This is a genomic window from Candidatus Methylomirabilota bacterium, assembly GCA_035936835.1.
In the GTDB taxonomy this organism is placed as follows: domain Bacteria; phylum Methylomirabilota; class Methylomirabilia; order Rokubacteriales; family CSP1-6; genus AR37.
Genome location: DASYVT010000196.1, coordinates 38174 through 54662, shown reverse-complemented (window position 1 = coordinate 54662; position 16489 = coordinate 38174). Strand labels below are relative to the sequence as shown.

The 16489-nt window shown below is 68.0% G+C and carries 18 protein-coding genes; all 18 read left to right on the top strand.

Annotation, left to right across the window (positions count from 1 at the left end; all coding sequences use genetic code 11):
- Positions 1–56 precede the first annotated feature (56 nt).
- Positions 57–917, top strand: a complete 861-nt coding sequence (locus VGV06_17680; GenBank protein HEV2056976.1) for an ABC transporter substrate-binding protein — start codon at positions 57–59, stop codon at positions 915–917.
- Positions 914–1906 carry an ABC transporter substrate-binding protein gene (locus VGV06_17675; protein HEV2056975.1) on the top strand — a complete coding sequence of 331 codons (993 nt, stop codon included), beginning with the start codon at positions 914–916 and terminating at the stop codon, positions 1904–1906. Before VGV06_17680 ends, VGV06_17675 begins: the two co-directional genes overlap by 4 nt.
- Positions 1907–2513: 607 nt before the next feature.
- Positions 2514–2993: a hypothetical protein gene (locus VGV06_17670; GenBank protein ID HEV2056974.1), complete on the top strand. Its 480-nt coding sequence runs from the start codon at positions 2514–2516 to the stop codon at positions 2991–2993.
- A gap of 22 nt (positions 2994–3015) precedes the next feature.
- Complete coding sequence (locus VGV06_17665) at positions 3016–3384, top strand: HEPN domain-containing protein (protein ID HEV2056973.1); 369 nt, start codon at positions 3016–3018, stop codon at positions 3382–3384.
- Positions 3385–3955: 571 nt separating this feature from the next.
- The gene (locus tag VGV06_17660; GenBank protein HEV2056972.1) at positions 3956–5623 is read left to right on the top strand and encodes an iron ABC transporter permease; all 1668 of its coding nucleotides are present in this window, start codon (positions 3956–3958) and stop codon (positions 5621–5623) included.
- Positions 5624–5626: 3 nt separating this feature from the next.
- Positions 5627–6811: an MFS transporter gene (locus tag VGV06_17655; GenBank protein ID HEV2056971.1), complete on the top strand. Its 1185-nt coding sequence runs from the start codon at positions 5627–5629 to the stop codon at positions 6809–6811.
- The gene (locus VGV06_17650; GenBank protein ID HEV2056970.1) at positions 6808–7923 is read left to right on the top strand and encodes an ABC transporter ATP-binding protein; all 1116 of its coding nucleotides are present in this window, start codon (positions 6808–6810) and stop codon (positions 7921–7923) included. Before VGV06_17655 ends, VGV06_17650 begins: the two co-directional genes overlap by 4 nt.
- A gap of 48 nt (positions 7924–7971) precedes the next feature.
- Positions 7972–8292 (top strand): rhodanese-like domain-containing protein, encoded by a 321-nt coding sequence (locus tag VGV06_17645; protein ID HEV2056969.1) that lies wholly within the window; start codon positions 7972–7974, stop codon positions 8290–8292.
- Between the two features lie 116 nt (positions 8293–8408).
- Complete coding sequence (locus tag VGV06_17640) at positions 8409–9173, top strand: enoyl-CoA hydratase-related protein (GenBank protein ID HEV2056968.1); 765 nt, start codon at positions 8409–8411, stop codon at positions 9171–9173.
- Between the two features lie 4 nt (positions 9174–9177).
- Positions 9178–9909, top strand: coding sequence for an HAD family hydrolase (locus tag VGV06_17635; protein HEV2056967.1), 732 nt, complete (start codon positions 9178–9180; stop codon positions 9907–9909).
- Between the two features lie 52 nt (positions 9910–9961).
- The gene (locus VGV06_17630; protein HEV2056966.1) at positions 9962–10486 is read left to right on the top strand and encodes an adenine phosphoribosyltransferase; all 525 of its coding nucleotides are present in this window, start codon (positions 9962–9964) and stop codon (positions 10484–10486) included.
- Positions 10487–10618: 132 nt separating this feature from the next.
- Positions 10619–10972, top strand: coding sequence for a hypothetical protein (locus VGV06_17625; protein ID HEV2056965.1), 354 nt, complete (start codon positions 10619–10621; stop codon positions 10970–10972).
- A 55-nt stretch (positions 10973–11027) separates the two neighbouring features.
- Positions 11028–11885, top strand: a complete 858-nt coding sequence (locus VGV06_17620; protein HEV2056964.1) for a 3-hydroxybutyryl-CoA dehydrogenase — start codon at positions 11028–11030, stop codon at positions 11883–11885.
- 11 nt (positions 11886–11896) lie between these two features.
- Positions 11897–13183 (top strand): ABC transporter substrate-binding protein, encoded by a 1287-nt coding sequence (locus VGV06_17615; GenBank protein HEV2056963.1) that lies wholly within the window; start codon positions 11897–11899, stop codon positions 13181–13183.
- A 33-nt stretch (positions 13184–13216) separates the two neighbouring features.
- A complete protein-coding gene (locus VGV06_17610) occupies positions 13217–14089 on the top strand; it encodes a branched-chain amino acid ABC transporter permease (GenBank protein ID HEV2056962.1) in 873 nt (290 codons plus the stop codon).
- Between the two features lie 8 nt (positions 14090–14097).
- Positions 14098–15045, top strand: a complete 948-nt coding sequence (locus tag VGV06_17605; GenBank protein ID HEV2056961.1) for a branched-chain amino acid ABC transporter permease — start codon at positions 14098–14100, stop codon at positions 15043–15045.
- Positions 15042–15776, top strand: a complete 735-nt coding sequence (locus VGV06_17600) for an ABC transporter ATP-binding protein (protein HEV2056960.1) — start codon at positions 15042–15044, stop codon at positions 15774–15776. The genes VGV06_17605 and VGV06_17600 overlap by 4 nt, the downstream gene beginning before the upstream one ends.
- On the top strand, positions 15754–16467 hold the full coding sequence (locus VGV06_17595; GenBank protein HEV2056959.1) for an ABC transporter ATP-binding protein: 714 nt from the start codon (positions 15754–15756) through the stop codon (positions 16465–16467). The genes VGV06_17600 and VGV06_17595 overlap by 23 nt, the downstream gene beginning before the upstream one ends.
- Positions 16468–16489 lie beyond the last annotated feature (22 nt).

Genomic DNA, 16489 nt, shown 5'->3' with positions numbered 1-16489 from the left:
AGCAGGCGGGAAAGGTGCCTCGGATAGGTTTTCTTGGGGGGAGGTCCCCTTCCGATATGTCGCCCTTCCTCGACGCGTTCCGGCAAGGGCTGCGCGAGCTCGGGTGGGTTGAGGGCCAGAATATTGTCATCGACTATCGATTTGCGGAGGGTCGGTTCGACCGGCTCCCGGACCTCGCGGCCGAGCTGGTCCGGCTCAAGGTGGACATCATCGTAGCGGTGTCGACGCCAGGAGTGGTGGCAGCCAAGAACGCCACCGAGACGATCCCCATCGTCATGATTTCCGTTGGCGATCCTGTAGGGCTCGGGCTCATCGCGAGCCTCGCGCGCCCGGGCGGGAACGTCACAGGGTTGTCCTACAGCGCCGGCCTGGAAATAGTCGGCAAACAGCTGGAGCTGCTCAAGGAGACCGTCCCCAAGATCCGCCGTGTGGCGATCCTCTCGAACCCGGCCAATCCGTCCCACCCGCCCGCGATACGAGAACTGAACGTCGCGGCCCGGTCGTTGGGAGTGCGGCTTCAATTCCTGGAGGCCCGAGGTCCCAACGAGTTCGACGGCGCATTCGCGGCGATGGCCACAGAGCGTGTGGGAGCACTCCTCGTACTGACAGATGGGGTGTTCATCCTCCACCGAACACAGCTCGCAGACCTCGCAGCAAGGAGCCGCCTGCCGGGAGCACATGGCACTAGGGAGATGGTGGAGGCCGGGGGCCTCATGTCTTACGGGCCGAGCCTGCGCGATCTCTACCGGCGCAGCGCCGCGTACGTGGACAAGATCCTGAAGGGCGCGAAGCCGGGCGACCTCCCCGTCGAGCAGCCGACGAAGTTCGCGCTGGTCATCAACCTCAAGGCCGCGAAGGCTCTGGGGCTCACGATCCCGCCGTCGCTGCTGCAGCGGGCGGATGAGGTCATCCAGTGACCACACGCCGGGCATTCATCGGCATTGTGGCTGGCGGCATCGTCGTCGCGCCGCTCGCGGCCCAGGCCCAGCAGGCGGCCAAGATCGCTCGAATAGGCTACCTGACGCCCAACCTGGCCGCTTCCCCCCACACGCACGAGGCCTTCCGTCAAGGACTGCGTGACCTCGGTTACATCGAGGGTCGCAACGTCGTCATTGAATACCGAGATGACGAGGGAAAGCCCGAGCGGCTCCCCGCTCTCGCGGCCGAACTGGTTGCGCTCAAGGTTGATGTCATCGTGGCCGGAGCCACACGCCATGCCCTGGCCGCCAAGCAAGCGACCAGGACCCTCCCCATTGTCTTCGCTGCTGCGGGCGATCCGGTTTCGAGCGGGCTCGTCACCAGCCTGGCGCGGCCGGGCGGTAATGTCACGGGGTTGTCCATCCTCGGCCCGGAGCTCGTCGGCAAGCGTCTGGAACTGCTCACGCAGGCCGTTCCGGGGGTCACGCGGGTCGCTTTCCTCTGGCATCCAGGTGCCGTCCCCGAACGCACGTACAAGGACATGCTGAAGGCAGCAGAAGTCGCGGCCCGGGCGCTGGGGGTGCGGCTTCACTTCGTTGAGGCGCGAGGGCCCGTTGATTTCGACAGGGCCTTCTCGGACATGACCAGGGCGCGCGCGGGTGCTCTGACTGTGTCGCCAAGCGCCATGTTCGTCACCGAGCGAAGACGCCTCGTGGACCTGGCGGCAAAGAACCGGCTGCCGGCAGTGTACTCATGGAGGGAGTTTATCGATGCCGGGGGCCTTATGGCCTATGGACCGAACGTTACTAATTCGTTTCGGCGCGCCGCTACCTACGTGGACAAGATTCTCAAGGGTACGAAGCCCGCCGACCTGCCCGTCGAGCAGCCGACGAAGTTCGAGCTGGTCATCAACCTCAAGACCGCCAAGGTGCTCGGGCTGACGATCCCGCCGTCGCTACTACAGCGCGCCGACGATGTCATCCAATAAAGCGATGTGCCTCCCCGACACCGTGGACCCGCGCGAGCCCAAGGGGAAGTGAATGGCTGCCGCTACCAGTGTCCTCGTCACGCGATGCCAGGAAAGAACCGAAAGTTGTCTCCTACTTGCGGGGGCTCACACAGGCGGCTATGCTCGCGCCGAGCCTCAAGAGGCTTTGAGACGGGCCTTCAGGTGTTAGGGGAAAACGTACATCTCTGGTAAGGTGAACGCGCATGGGGAATGAGCCCGTTGGACAAGCCCTCCTGACGTGTGACGCTGTGGCCCGCGATCCAGGCGGGAAGATTACCCTCTATGGACTCTTCGACCGCATTTGGGCGGGAAAGTTTCCTGCCGTCCATCCGATGATGTCGGTTTACTGGAGATGTCAGCTTCCGGGTCCAGGCCGTGTCGGAGTTGGACTCCTCAAGCCAGATGGGGCCAGCCTGATCGAACTTGAGCCAGCGGAATCTGGGCGAGAAGGGCAACACGTAATGCAAGGGACCTACACGCTGTCTCCCGTAGAGTTTCCCAGCGATGGAGAATACACACTCGTATTGCGCTACAACGGCAAGGACGTTATGAGAAGCGCCCTGCAGCTCCAGAAGCAAGGCTAGCGGTGAGCACCGACACCGTTGTTGAAGATAGAGACGTCGCCACCATTGGTTTCGTGTTCGCTCGAAGAGCGACTTCCACGTCCTACGGTGAAGAGGATGTGGCGGGCGGGTTGCCGACGACGCACCGTCCATCCGGCAGTTCGGACTTCTGGGGAGTATTCACGCATACGACCGCGGCGCGGAAGCGGCCAATCGACGTGGAGTCTGCGATGGTTGCTTTTGCGGGAAGCGCCTTGGGGGTACCGGACGTTATCGCCGTGACCTACGCCAAGGAACGTCATTCCAATCTTGTGTGGACGTTCATTAGGCAGCGCGACAGGGCTGTCAGAAGAGAAATCTACGTCAGAGAGCGAGCGCTGATGGCTCAGTACCCAGAGCTTACCTTTGACTTCAACGTGGTAGCGCTAGACCAGAGCGCGGTAGGGACGCTAGTTCCAGATGATTTGCAAGGCCGGGTGGTCATGTACCGTCCGAGAGAGTAGTCTCTGGGGTCTCTTCTCTGAGATGCCGACGAAGGAGCAGCACCTTCATCAGGCGCAGCACAACGAAGCCTTCCTTGCAGCCTTCGATCTAGCTCGCTCTCCTTTTCTAGATTGGGCTGTAACAGCAGCCTTCTATGCGGCGTTGCACTATCTGCGGGCGCTGATGTCCAAACTGAACTACACGAACATCTCGGGCTACGGGGACATGGATAGGGCATTTGACCGCCTTGCAATCCTCAAGAGGAATCCCGAGATACACGACTCGTACCGGCAACTGAAAGACGACTCTCGATCGGCCCGTTACGACATGTGGCGTCCGACAGGCGGAGATGTTGTGGACCTTCGCGACGAATTGGCAAAGATAAGGGACTTCGTCGTTCCGAAGCTCTAGCGCACCCCACGCACCAGACTGCTTCGCCAGGCTCCGGCACAAGCCGCCAATAGGTGTCCGCTTCAGGCACCGCCAGGAACCCCTACCCGTGACCGGGCTCCCGCCTCTCGCTCAGCGGGCGAGCGCCGTCTCGATCAGCCGCGTCGCCACGGGGCCGGGCAGCGTGACCGGTAGGCGGGCGGGCACACACGACGCGGACGAGGCCACGCACGGCGGGCCTGTGGTCGTCAAGGAGTGCATGGCCCATGAGGCGCGTCTGGGGCGCGGTATAGATGCCGTCAAACTATCGCAGCAAGTTCAACGTGCCGCTCGGGATCGAGAGCCAGGGCTTCTGCGTCCTGCCGAAGGCGCCCTGAGGATCGCCGCCGTCTCCATGATATTCTTACCGGCACCATGTTCGGCGCAATGCTCGATCCGACCCGTACGCCTGCCGCGCGCGTGACAGCAAAGTGACGCCCAAGGCCGCCCGCAGCACGTTCTCCACGACCAGCGAGGCCGAGCAGCTCGTGCGCCCCGACACGCCGGGAGGCGCTCGCCTCTTGACGGTGAGCTGCCGGCCGTCGCCTCACTCGTGACCCGGCGCCCGAGCGCCGAGAGCGTGCTGGTGTGGTCCCTGCTCCTCCTGCTGGGGGCGGGTATCGTCTACCCGCTGCTGCAGGTGCTGTCCGTGGCGGTCATGGTGGACGGCCGGCCGACCGCGGCGCCGTTCCTCGCCTTCTTCGCGCGCCCGCTCTTCCGGGAGGCGTTCGTCAACACGCTGGTGTCGGGCGTGCTCGCGGTCGCGCTGGGCAGCCTGATCGCGGTGCCGCTGGCGCTGCTCACGGTCCGCTACAGCTTTCCCGGGCGCGGGCTGTTGACGACGCTCGGGCTCCTGCCGCTCGTCATCCCTCCGTTCGTCGGGGCCGTCGCGTTCCAGCAGATCCTGGGGCGCAGCGGCATGGTCAACCTCTTCCTCCTCGAGCGGTTCGGCGTGACCGTGCCGTTCATGGAGGGGCTCTGGGGCGTGATCATGGTGCAGACGCTCCACTACTTTCCGTTCATTTGGCTGAACACTGCGGCCGCGCTCTCGGCGCTCGACCGGTCGCTCGAAGAGGCGGCGCAGAACCTGGGATCGTCCGGCTTCCGGCTCTTTCGCCGGGTCCTCTTGCCGCTGTCACTGCCGGGCTACGCGGCCGGAGCGCTCTTGACCTTCATCCGCGTGATCGACGACCTCGGGACTCCGCTCATGCTCAACTACACGAAACTGCTGGCGCCGCAGGCCTACGTGCGCGTGACGACGGTGGGGTTGACCGACGTGGACGGCTATGTCATCTGTGCCGTGCTGGTGGCGTTGTCGCTCTCGGCCCTCTGGATCTCGAAGGGGCTCCTGGGGCGCGGTGACTTCACGTCGCTTGGGAGGTCCGGCGAGACGCCGGCCGTGGCGCTCGGCGGGGGCGGGACGCTCGCGGTGTGGGCGATCGCCATTCTGCTCCTGGGGCCGGCGCTTCTCCCGCACGTGGGCATCGCGCTCCTGTCCGTGTCCAAGGTCTGGAGTCTCTCGCCGCTGCCGTCGGTGTATACGCTGGGCAACTACGACGAGATCCTTTTCCGCGCGCCGCATTTCATCTGGAACACGTTGCGCTACGCGCTCTTGGCGGCGGCGCTCGACGTGGGGCTGGGGGCCGTCATCGCCTGGCTCCTGCTGCGCGGGCGGACCCGCGGGCGGCAGTGGCTGGATGCCATCGCCACCATGCCCTTGGCGGTGCCGGGCGTGGTGCTGGCGGTGGGGTACCTGCGCGTCTTCCACGGCTGGAGCGTGCCGGGGCTGGGGGCGCCGCTGACCTCGACCTGGCTCATTCTCGTCGTCGTCTACGCCGTGCGCCGACTGCCCTACACGGTGCGCGGCGCCTACGCCGCGCTCCAGCAGCTGCCGGTCTCGCTCGAAGAAGCGGCGCAGAACCTGGGCGCCAGCCGCGCGCGCGCCTTTCTCAAGGTGACGCTCCCGCTCATGGGGCGCGGGCTCCTGGCGGGCGGGCTCCTGGCTTTCGTCAGCTCCGCGGTGGATCTCTCCTCGACCATTCTTCTCGTGCCGAACGTCGAGCTCGGGCCGCTCTCGTACGGCATTTATCTCTACATGCAGTCGGCCGTGGGCCGCGGCCCCGGCGCCGCGCTCGGCGTGGTCGCCATCGTGCTCGTCGCGGCCGGCACCTGGCTCGCCACGCGCCTCGCGCGCGGCGGCGCCGGGCTCTTCCGGGCGTAGGGCATGGCTAAGCAAACGTTCCGGGGCGACTGGGTGCTGCCGTTCTCGATGTTCTTCGGCACCTTCGCCTGGTCGTTCGTGTTCGTCAGCCTGCCCTTCTACATCCTGAAGATGTCGACGGTGGACGCGGCGGCGACGCTCCGCTGGACGGGCTGGATCCTCGGCGTCAGCTCGCTCGTGACCGTGGTGACGGCGCCGTTCTCGGCGCGCTTCTTCGGCGAGCGCCACCCGAAGCGATCGTACATTCTCACCCAGCTCCTGCAGGGCGGGGGCTTCTTCCTCATGGCGATGGCTCGCACCCTTCCGGAGCTGTTCTTCTCGCGCATGCTGCTGGGCTTCATGGGCGCCGTGTCGACGTTCGCCTTCATCATGGTGGGGCGCTCCGGCCGCGACGTGCGGCGCGGTATCGCGTCGATCCAGTCCGGCATGACGCTGGGGCAGGTGCTCGGCCCGGCCGCGGGCGCGCTCGTGGCCGGGCGCATCGGCTTCCGGTTTTCGTTCGTGGCGGCGGGCCTCATGCTCTGGGCCTGCTCGGCCCTGGTCGCGTGGGGCGTGCCGTACCGGCCGGTGGAGCTGCTCCCACACGAGCGCCCGCCGACGGCGTCGGTCAAGGAGGTGGCGACGGTCTGCCTCCTGGTCCTCGCGGGCTCGACGCAGGTCTTCTTTCTCACGGCCATCCTGCCGCAGATCCTCCCGCCGCTGGGAGTCGCTCCGTCGGACATGCTCGAGGTGAGCGGGTTCCTGCTCTTGGCCACCGGCGCGGCCGCGGCGGTCGGCGCCATGCTCGCCCCGCGTGTCGGCGAGATCGTGGGCGACCGGCGCACCATTGTGTGGTTCCTTGCGGCCTCGTCGCTCGGGCTGGCGGCGCTGGCCGCCGCCCCCGACGTCTGGAGCTTCGGCGTGCTCCGCTTCCTGCAGGTGCTCTGCATAGCCCCGGTCTTCCCGCTGTCCGTGGCGGCCATCGCCCAGCGGGCGTCGGGGACGGCCATCGGTATCGTGAACTCATCGCGGATCGCGGCCGCGTTCCTGGGCCCGGTCATCGCCACGACCCTCCTCGCCTGGATGCCTCCGGGCGCGGTTTACCTGGTGCTGGCCGGCCTGGGCCTCCTGGTAGTGCCGCTGCTGGCAGGGCTGTCCGGGCCGGGGGCATATCCGCCGGGGGCATATCCAAAGGAGGCACGCTCGTGACGCAAGACGAAACGGTGATCCGGGTGTCCGAGGTGCGCATGGAAGGGGTGGGCAAGCGCTACGGCGCCGCCTGGGCCGTGAAAGACGTGTCCATCTCTATACGCCCCGGCGAGTTCTACACCCTGCTGGGCCCGTCGGGCTGCGGCAAGACCACGCTCCTGCGCATGCTCGCGGGCTTCGTCCAGCCCGACCTGGGGCGCATCTTCGTGGACGACGAGCCGATCGACTCCGTGCCGCCGTGGAAGCGCAACCTGGGCATGGTCTTCCAGCACTACGCGCTGTGGCCGCACATGAGCGTCTTCGAGAACGTCGCCTTCGGGCTGCGCGAGCGCCGGGTCTCCGGGGCCGAGCTCGACCGCAAGGTCAAGGCCGCGCTTCAGCAGGTGGGGCTCGAGGGCTTCGAGACGAGACGGCCGACGCAGCTCTCTGGGGGGCAGCAGCAGCGCGTGGCGCTCGCGCGCACGCTGATCGTCCAGCCGCGCCTCCTCCTGCTCGACGAGCCGTTGTCGAACCTCGACGCCCAGCTCCGCTCCCAGATGCGGCTCGAGCTGGCGAGACTCCACCGCGACGTCGGCATCACGACGCTGTACGTCACCCACGACCAGGCCGAGGCGCTGTCGCTCTCCACCCGGATCGCGGTGCTCTCGGACGGCGCCCTCGTGCAGGAGGGGCGGCCCGAGGAGATCTACTGGAAGCCGCGGAACGCGTTCGTGGCCGAGTTCGTCGGCGCCGCGAACCTCGTGCCGGTGAGCGTGGTCGAGCTGCGCGAGATGGGCGTGGTCGTCCAGACCCGAGGCGGCGCGCGCCTGCCCGTGTCGTCGGGTGCGCACGCCTGGTCGGTGGGGGACCGGGCGCTCCTCTGCCTGAGGCCCGAGGCGCTTCGCGTCGAGGAGGGGGAGCGGTCGGCCGGCGGCATCCCGGGGACGGTGGCCGCCCACGTCTTCGAGGGCTCGCGCCAGCTCTACGACGTGACGATCCCCGGGGGCACGATCAGGGTCGAGATGATCACCTCGGCCCTCGTCGGGCGGAGCTTCAAGCTGGGCGACCAGGTCAGGGTAGAGGTTTCGCCCGAGACGTCCGTCCTGCTCCCTGACGAGGGGGCCGCGGCATGATATCGTCGGACCCGGAGGGCCCGCACCCATGAGCGCCGACCCACACCCGTGAGTGCTGAACTGACGGCCGTTGAACTGAAGCAGCGGCTCGATCAGCGCGAGCCCCTCGTGCTCCTCGACGTCCGCCAGGATTGGGAGACGCGGCTCTGCCGGCTCGACAATGCCCTGCATATCCCCATCGAGGAGATCGAGCTGCGCTCGGACGAGCTCGACCCGGCCGCCGAGATCATCGTCTACTGCCACCAGGGCGTGCGCAGCGCCGCCGTCGCCGAATACCTCCGCGGCCTCGGCTTCGCCAATGTTCGGAACCTGGCGGGCGGCCTCGACGCGTGGGCCCGCACCGTCGACCCGTCGATGCGCCGGTACTGATGTTCGAGCTGAGACGCTGCCGAGGAGCCGCAGGCGTGGCGGTTCGAGCTGAAGGGCGAAACCCTGAGGCGAGAGCTGAGTGGATCGGCGGCGAGGCGAGGGCTGAATAGGTGCCCATGCCCGCGCTCGTGCGCGTCGAGAAGAAGGCCGGCTGCGCGTGGGTCACGCTCGACCGCCCGCCGCTCAACCTGATCGTCCCCGAGCTCATCGCCGAGCTGCGCGCGGCATTCGAGGCTCTCGCGCGGGACGAAGGCGTGCGCGCGGCGGTCGTGACGGGCGCCGGGCGCGCGTTCACGGCCGGCATGCAGGTGCAGGTGCTCCGGGACCTACGTCCTGCCACGGCCAAGGCGCTCATCACGTCGCTGCACGAGGCGATCCACGCCGTCCACGACGCGCCCTTCCCGACCGTCGCGATGGTCAACGGCCCGTGCCTGGGCGCCGGCTTCGAGCTCGCGATGGCCTGCGACCTCCGCGTCGCCGCCGCCGGCGCCCAGCTGGGATTGCCCGAGGTGAAGGTGGGGGCGCCCTCGGTGATCGAGGCGGCGCTCCTGCCCGCGCTCGTCGGCCCCGGACGCGCGGCCGAGATGCTTCTGACGGGCGACACTATCGCCGCCGACCAGGCTCTCGCCTGGGGACTCGTCAACCGTGTGGCGCCGGCGGAGGAGATGGAAGCGGTCACGGCCGCGCTCGTCGAGAAGATCCTCGCGTGCGCGCCGCCGGCCATCAGGCTCCAGAAGGAGCTGATGATCCGCTGGCGGAACACGGACCTGGCCTCCGCCATCCGCATCGGCATCGACGCGTTCGCCCGGAACTACGCGACCAGCGCCGGGCGCGAAGCCGCGCTGGCGTTCCTCGAGAAGCGCCCGGCGAAGTTCGAGTAGGCGGATGATCAAGGCCGTCACGTTCGACTTCTGGGAAACCCTCGTCCGCGACTCGCCGGAGAATCTGCGCCGGCAGCGCGTCCTTCGCATTCAGGCGCTGCAGCGCGTGCTGGCGGGCGCCGGCAGCGGGATCGGCGAGGCGGAGGCGGCGGAGGCCTACGACCGCTCCGAGCACGTGCTCGTCGAGCGTTTCTGGGGCCGCCACCGCGATCCGCTGATAGCCGAGCAGGTGCGGCTCGTCCTGGAGACGGCGTCGCCGGGCGTCTCCCGAGTCATGACGCCCGCCCTTTTCAAGGAGGCGCTCGCCGGCTACATCGAGCCGGTGCTCCACGTGCCGCCCGAGCTGGAGCCCCGGGCCGCGGAGGCCGTGCGGGAGCTCGCGTCGCGGGGCATCGCGCTGGGCATCATCTCCAATACCGGCCGGACTCCCGGCGTCATCCTGCGCCGGGTCCTCGAGCGGCACGATCTCCTTCGCCACTTCACGGCCGCCTCCTACTCCGACGAGGTCGGCTACCGCAAACCCGACGCCGAGATCTTCCGGCGAACGCTCGCGGAACTTGGTATCGGGGCGGGTGAGGCGGCCCACGTGGGTGACAATCCGGTCGCCGACGTGCAGGGGGCGCAGCGCGTCGGGATGCGCGGCGTCCACTACGCCGCTGCCGGGCGGCCCGGCGCCGCCCACGCCGATCTGATCGTCGCCGACCTCGGCGATCTGGCCTCACGACTGATGCGCTGACGGCTTTTTCGTGTTGCGTCATTCCTTTCCGGCGGGTAACATCCTTCCCCTCATGGACGTGGCGTCGCTGAAGGCAAAGATCCGCGATATCAAGGACTTCCCCACCGAGGGCATTCTCTTCAGAGACATCACCACGCTGCTCAAGGACGGGCCGGCGTGGGCGGCGGTGATCGAGCATCTGGCCGCGAAGTACCGGAAGGGCTCGGTCGACGTCGTGGTCGGTGTCGAGTCGCGCGGTTTCATCTTCGGCGGGGTGCTGGCGCGAGAGATCGGGGCGGGCTTCGTGCCCGTGCGCAAGAAGGGCAAGCTCCCCGCGGTGGTGATCGAGGAAGAGTACGAGCTCGAGTACGGCCGGGATGTGCTCGCCATCCACGAGGACGCTATCACCAAGGGCCAGAAGGTCCTGGCCGTGGACGACCTCCTCGCGACGGGCGGCACGATGGCCGCGACGCTGCGCCTGGTCGAGCGGCTGGGAGGCGCCGTGGTCGCCTGCGAGTTCCTGATCGAGCTGAGATTTCTCAAGGGGCGCGAGCGGCTGAAGGGCTACCGCATCGAGTCCCTCATTCAGTACGACTAAAGAGTTGGCAGTACGACTAAAGAGTTGGCAATATGACTAAGGAGTCGGCAGTACGATTCTTGGGCACGATTGAGGTCGATCCGGCTATGATGGGGCGGGTGATGGACAATGGTCGGCGTGGCGGAGGGTTGCATGACTAGGCGGATTGTGATCGGGCTGGTGCTGTCGGCCACAGTGGCGGGGGGCATCAGCGCCCCCGCGGCCGCCGAGGAGGTCCGCCAGGGCCTCAACGCGCCGATGATCCTCCAGATGCTCGCGCGGCCCGTCGAGAAGCCCGAGTCGGTGATGCGCGAGATGCTCCGACCCGACGCGGTCCAGGCCAGGCCCGTGCGCTTCGACCAACCGCAGGTGATGCCCGACGGCTCGGTCCGGTACGGCACCGACGCCGCGTCGGTCACGATGACCATCAGGAACCCGTGCCCGCCAGGCGATATCGAGCACGAGATGATGGCCCTGCGGTCGCTGCCCGGCCGCGGCCGCAGGTAGCCCGCCGCCGCTTCGCGTCGTAGTCCGCAGCTCGCCCTGAGGAGGTCGCTTTCGCATGGCCATCAAGCAGGTCGGTGTGATCGGTTGCGGGCTCATGGGTTCCGGCATCGCGCAGGTGTCGGCGCAGGCCGGCTTTCCGACCGTGGTGATCGAGGCGAACCAGGCTTTCCTCGACAAGGGGCTCGGCGGGATGCGCAAAAGCCTCGAGGGGCTGGTCGCCAAGGCCAAGATGGAGGAACGGGTCAAGGACGAGACGCTGGGGCGTCTCAAGGGCTCGACGCAGCTTGAAGACCTCAAGGACTGCGACCTCGTCATCGAGGCCATCACCGAAAACCAGCCGCTGAAGAACGAGACCTTCGCCAGGCTCGACGCCATTTGCCGGCCCCACGCGCTGCTGGCGTCGAACACCTCCTCCTGCAACGTCACCGCGATGGCCGCCGCCACGAAGCGCCCGGGGCAGGTGCTGGGACTGCACTTCTTCAATCCGGTGCCGCTCATGAAGCTCGTGGAGGTCGTGCAGTCCATCCTGACCGACCCCGCGACGGTTGCGGCCGCCTACGAGTGGGTGCAGGCCGTCGGCAAGGTGCCGGTCAAGACCAAGGACTCGACCGCCTTCATCGTCAACCGGCTGCTTGTGCCCTACCTCCTCGACGCCATCCGCGTCTATGAGGGCGGCCTCGCCACGCTCGAGGACGTCGACCAGGCGATGAAGCTCGGCTGCGGATACCCGATGGGGCCGTTCACCCTGCTGGACCTGGTCGGGCTGGACACGACCATGTTCGTCGCCGAGGTGATGTTCGAGGAGTTCCGCGAGGCCAGGTACGCGCCCCCGCCGCTCCTCAAGCGCATGGTGATGGCGGGCAGGCTCGGGCGAAAGACGGGGCGCGGCTTCTACGACTACAGCCGGAAATAAAGGGGGTCGTGATGGGTGAGCACCGGACAGGCAAAGGCACGGATCGCAGGACCTTCCTCAAGACAGCGGGAGCCGCGGCGGGCGCGACGGCGCTCGTGGGTTTTCCCGCGGTCCTGCGGGCGCAGGCGCCCACATTCAAGGTCGGCGTGGTCCATCCCATGACGGGGCCGCTTGCCGAACCGGGGCAGGCCTGCCGGCTGGGCGCCCAGATGGCCGCCGACGCCATCAACGCCGCCGGCGGGATCAAGTCGATGGGCGGGATGAAGCTCGAGCTGCTGGTCGGGGACACCCAGACGAAGCCCGACGTGGGGCGGAGCGAGGCCGAGCGCGTCATCAACCAGGGCGCGCAGATGCTGATGGGCTCCTTCGACTCCGGCAGCACGGCGGCCATGGTCCCCGTGACGCAGCAGCGGCGCATACCATTCCTGGTCGACATCGCCGCGGCCGACCCGATCACGGCGAACGTCGCGAAATCGGTGCAGGAGGGGCAGCAGAAGGTCCAGTACGTCTACCGGAACTTTCCAACCGGCTCATCCTTCGGCCGGAAGGCCGTGCAGTACTTCGGCGAGATCTTCAAGGAAGCCGGGGTGTCGCCCAAGCGGGTCGTCCTGATGTACTGCAACGATCTCTTCGGCCAGAACAACGCGAAGGGCTTCCAGGCGGCCCATGCGGCGGCGAAGCCGTCCTGGGATATCGTCGACGTGATCCCGTGGCCGGAGCCGCCCCAGGATCTCTCGACGGAGGTCTCGCGCGCCAAGGCGGCGAAGCCCGACATCATCGCGCCCATCACGCGCCCGGCCAGCGCGCAGCTGCTGCTGCCCGAGATCCGCAAGCAGCGGCTCGACATCCTGGGCATCGTCGGGCCGGGGAGCCCCGGTCTCTACGAGGCCGGCCAGCTCGCCGCCCTGAAGGAAGACCTCGAGTACGTCATGAGCAGCCTTCCGTGGGCAAACTTCAAGAACCCGCGCACCCAGAAGGTGGCGGAGGACTACCTGAAGCGGTCCGGTGGCAAGACCTTCGACACGAACTCCGGGTACTCCTACGACGGCATGATGCTGATCGCCGATATCCTCGAGCGCGCGAAGTCCGCGGATCCGGACACCATCGTGGAGGCCATCAAGAAGACGAACTACGCGGGCGGCCTGATGCAGTATGCCGGCCCGGTCGTCTTCAACGAGATCGGCGACAACCCCAACGCGATCACAACCATGGTGCAGATCCTTAACCAGAAGCCCGTCGCGGTGTGGCCCAAGGAGGCCGCGCTCCAGAAGTTCGTCTTCCCGCGTCCCAAGCGTTGACCGCCGACGGGCCCCGGCCGGGAGGGCAATAGGGTGGATCCGACCCTCATCGGACAGGGCCTGCTCAGCGGCTTCCTCTTCGGCGGTGTCTACAGCCTGATGGCCGTCGGGCTCACCCTGATCTTCGGGGTGATGCGCGTCGTCAACTTCGCCCACGGCGACATGATGGTCTGGGGCATGTACCTCGCCTGGCTGCTCGCCTCCCGCGCTGGGATCGACCCCTACGGGGGCTTCGTCGTCTGCGCCGCGGCGCTCTTCCTTCTCGGGTTCGCGGTCCAGCGGGGACTCGTCGACCGCATCGTGGACGCGCCGCACGAGATGCAGATCCTCCTGATGCTCGGCGTCGCCCTCGTCCTCGAGAACGCCGCGCTGGTCGCCTTCGGTCCCGACCCGACGCGCGTGCGTTCACCGCTCAGCCGGTCCACCCTGTGGCTCGGCCCCATCTTCGTCGACGTGACCCGCCTGCTGACCTTCGGCGTCGCGATGGCGCTCACGGCCGCGCTGTGGCTGTTTCTCTCGCGCACCGACCTCGGCCGGACCATGCGCGCCGCCGCCGACAACCCGTACGGCGCCCGCGTCATCGGGGCGGACGTGCGCCGTGTCTACGCCGCCGCGTTCGGCGTCGGCGCCGCCTGCGTGGGCGCCGCCGGGGCGCTGGTGTCGCCCATCTTGCCCTTCCAGCCGACTAGCGGTCTTGGGCTCTCCGTGACCTCGTTCAACATCGTCATCATCGGCGGCATGGGCAGCCTCCCGGGCGCCTTTGCCGGCGGCATCCTCGTCTCGGTCGCCGAATCGATGGGCGCCGTGTTCCTCTCCCCCTCGATGAAGGAGCTGGTCAGCTTCGGGCTCCTGATCGCCATCCTGCTCTTCCGGCCGGCCGGCCTCTTCGGCAAGACCACGGCCTGAGCTCCCGCGTGAAGCTTGCCGCGCTCCTGGCCGTGGCAGTCCTCGTCGCGCTGCCGTGGGTCGTGAGCTCCTACGTGGTCACCGTGCTGATCTTCATCTTCTTCTACGCCTACCTCGGCCAGGCCTGGAACATCGTCGGCGGTTACGCGGGGCAGCTGTCCGCGGGGCACGCGGCCTTCGTCGGCGTCGGGGGCTACGCGGCGGCCCTCCTGTCCATGCACGCGGGGCTCACGCCCTGGATCGGCATGTGGATCGGCGGGGTGCTGGCCGCGGCGCTCGGGGCGGTCATCGGCTATCTGGGCTTCCGGTTCGGCCTACGCGGCTTCTACTTCGTCCTGCTGACGGTCGCCTTCGCCGAGATCTGCCGCGTCGTGGCGCTGAACGTCGACGCCGTCGGCGGCGCGCTCGGCCTCTACATCACGTTCACGGGCAACCCGCGGCAGTTCCAGTTCCAGGACAACCGCGGCTACTACTACGTCGCCCTCGCGCTCATGCTGGGAGCGACGGCGCTCGTGTGGGCACTCGAGCGCCACCGCCTCGGCTCGTACCTCACGGCCATCCGCCAGGACGAGGGCGCCTGCGAGGCCCTGGGTGTGGACACCTTCCGCTGCAAGATGCTGGCGATGGTGCTGTCGTCCTTCCTCACGGGCGTGGGCGGGACGTTCTACGCCTTCTACCTCTTCTCGCTGCAGCCCAACGCGGTCTTCGGCATCCCGCTGTCGGTGGAGATCATCATTCGGCCCATCGTGGGCGGCGCGGGCACGGTGCTGGGCCCCATCTTCGGCTCGTTCATCCTGAGCCCGCTCGCCGAGATTTCGCGCACGTACTTCTCGCAGGGCGGCTGGAACGGCGCGCACCTGATCGTCTACGGTCTCCTGCTGATCGCCGTGGTGCTGTTCCTGCCCCAGGGCGCGTACCCGGCGCTCCTGCGCTTCGCAAGGAGGCGGTCGGCATGACCCTGCTCGAGGTCTCGGGCCTCAGCAAGCGCTTCGGGGGTCTCCAGGCCGTCGGCGGCCTCGACCTGTCCATGGCCCAGGGCGAGATGCTCGGGATGATCGGGCCCAACGGGGCGGGGAAGACCACGGTCTTCAACCTGCTTTCGGGTTTCCTTGCGTCCGACTCGGGAGAGGTCCGCTTCCGCGGCCGCCGCCTCCACGGCCTCAAGCCCCACGAGATCTGCCGGCTCGGGCTGGCGCGCACCTTCCAGATCGTCCGGCCGTTCCCGCAGCTCTCCGTCGTCGAGAATGTCAGGATCGCGGCGCTCACCCGGCACCCCGCCATGGGGGAGGCCCTCGATGCGGCGCGGGCCGTCGTGGAGCGCGTCGGGCTCGGCGCGCGGCAGCGCGAGCCCGCCGCGGGGCTGACGCTCGCCGACCGCAAGCGGCTCGAGCTGGCTCGCGCGCTCGCCACAGAACCGACTCTGCTGCTGCTCGATGAAGTCATGGCCGGGCTCAACGCGACCGAGATCGACACCATGGTCCGGCTGGTCGGCGCCATCAACGCGGGCGGGGTGTCCGTGCTGCTCATCGAGCACAACATGCGCGCCGTCATGTCGCTCTCGCACCGCATCGTGGTGCTCTCGTTCGGCGAGAAGATCGCCGAGGGTCCGCCGCGGGCCGTCGCCGCCGACCGCCGGGTCATCGAAGCCTACCTCGGGGAGGAGTATGTCCACCCTGCTGCGCCTTGACGGGATCCAGGTCGGGTACGGGGACATGACGGCCGTCCACGAGGCCTCGCTCGAGGTGCGTGAAGGCGAGACGGTGGCGCTCATCGGCGGCAACGGGGCGGGGAAGACGACGACACTCCGCGCCGTCTCCGGCCTGCTGCCGCTCCGCAGCGGGAGCATCGAGTTCGCCGGCGAGCGCCTCGACGGTCTCGGTCCCGCAGACGTCGTCGCGCGCGGCATCGCGCACGTGCCCGAGGGCCGCCAGCTCTTCCCCACGATGACGGTGAGAGAGAACCTCGAGCTGGGCGCCAGGTCGGTCGAAGCGCGCCGGCGCCGGGCCGAGACGCTCGCGTGGGTCTTCGATCTCTTCCCGCGCCTCTCGGAGCGGCAGAGGCAGGTGGCGGGCACGCTGTCGGGCGGCGAGCAGCAGATGTGCGCCATCGGCCGCGGGCTCATGGCGAAGCCGCGTCTTCTGATGCTGGATGAGCCCAGCCTGGGTCTGGCCCCCGTCGTGGTGCGAACGATCTTCGAGGACCTCCAGCGCATCAACCGGGCGGGGTTGACGATTCTGCTGGTGGAGCAGAACGTCCTGCGCGCGCTCGAGCTCTGCCACCGCGGCTATGTCCTCGAGAACGGGCGCATCGCGCTCGAAGGCCCGCGCGAGGCCCTGCTCGCGAGCCCCCACATCAAACAGGCCTACCTCGGCCTCTAGCCCAGGCCGCCGATAAGGGCCC

Bases quoted from the DNA above. Each gene is read 5' to 3' on its own strand.
- VGV06_17665 (HEV2056973.1), top strand. From the start codon at position 3,016: ATGCCGACGAAGGAGCAGCACCTTCATCAGGCGCAGCACAACGAAGCC.
- VGV06_17680 (HEV2056976.1), top strand. From the start codon at position 57: ATGTCGCCCTTCCTCGACGCGTTCCGGCAAGGGCTGCGCGAGCTCGGG.
- VGV06_17595 (HEV2056959.1), top strand. From the start codon at position 15,754: ATGTCCACCCTGCTGCGCCTTGACGGGATCCAGGTCGGGTACGGGGAC.
- VGV06_17625 (HEV2056965.1), top strand. From the start codon at position 10,619: ATGACTAGGCGGATTGTGATCGGGCTGGTGCTGTCGGCCACAGTGGCG.
- VGV06_17620 (HEV2056964.1), top strand. From the start codon at position 11,028: ATGGCCATCAAGCAGGTCGGTGTGATCGGTTGCGGGCTCATGGGTTCC.
- VGV06_17640 (HEV2056968.1), top strand. From the start codon at position 8,409: ATGCCCGCGCTCGTGCGCGTCGAGAAGAAGGCCGGCTGCGCGTGGGTC.
- VGV06_17630 (HEV2056966.1), top strand. From the start codon at position 9,962: ATGGACGTGGCGTCGCTGAAGGCAAAGATCCGCGATATCAAGGACTTC.
- VGV06_17615 (HEV2056963.1), top strand. From the start codon at position 11,897: ATGGGTGAGCACCGGACAGGCAAAGGCACGGATCGCAGGACCTTCCTC.
- VGV06_17600 (HEV2056960.1), top strand. From the start codon at position 15,042: ATGACCCTGCTCGAGGTCTCGGGCCTCAGCAAGCGCTTCGGGGGTCTC.
- VGV06_17655 (HEV2056971.1), top strand. From the start codon at position 5,627: ATGGCTAAGCAAACGTTCCGGGGCGACTGGGTGCTGCCGTTCTCGATG.
- VGV06_17635 (HEV2056967.1), top strand. From the start codon at position 9,178: ATGATCAAGGCCGTCACGTTCGACTTCTGGGAAACCCTCGTCCGCGAC.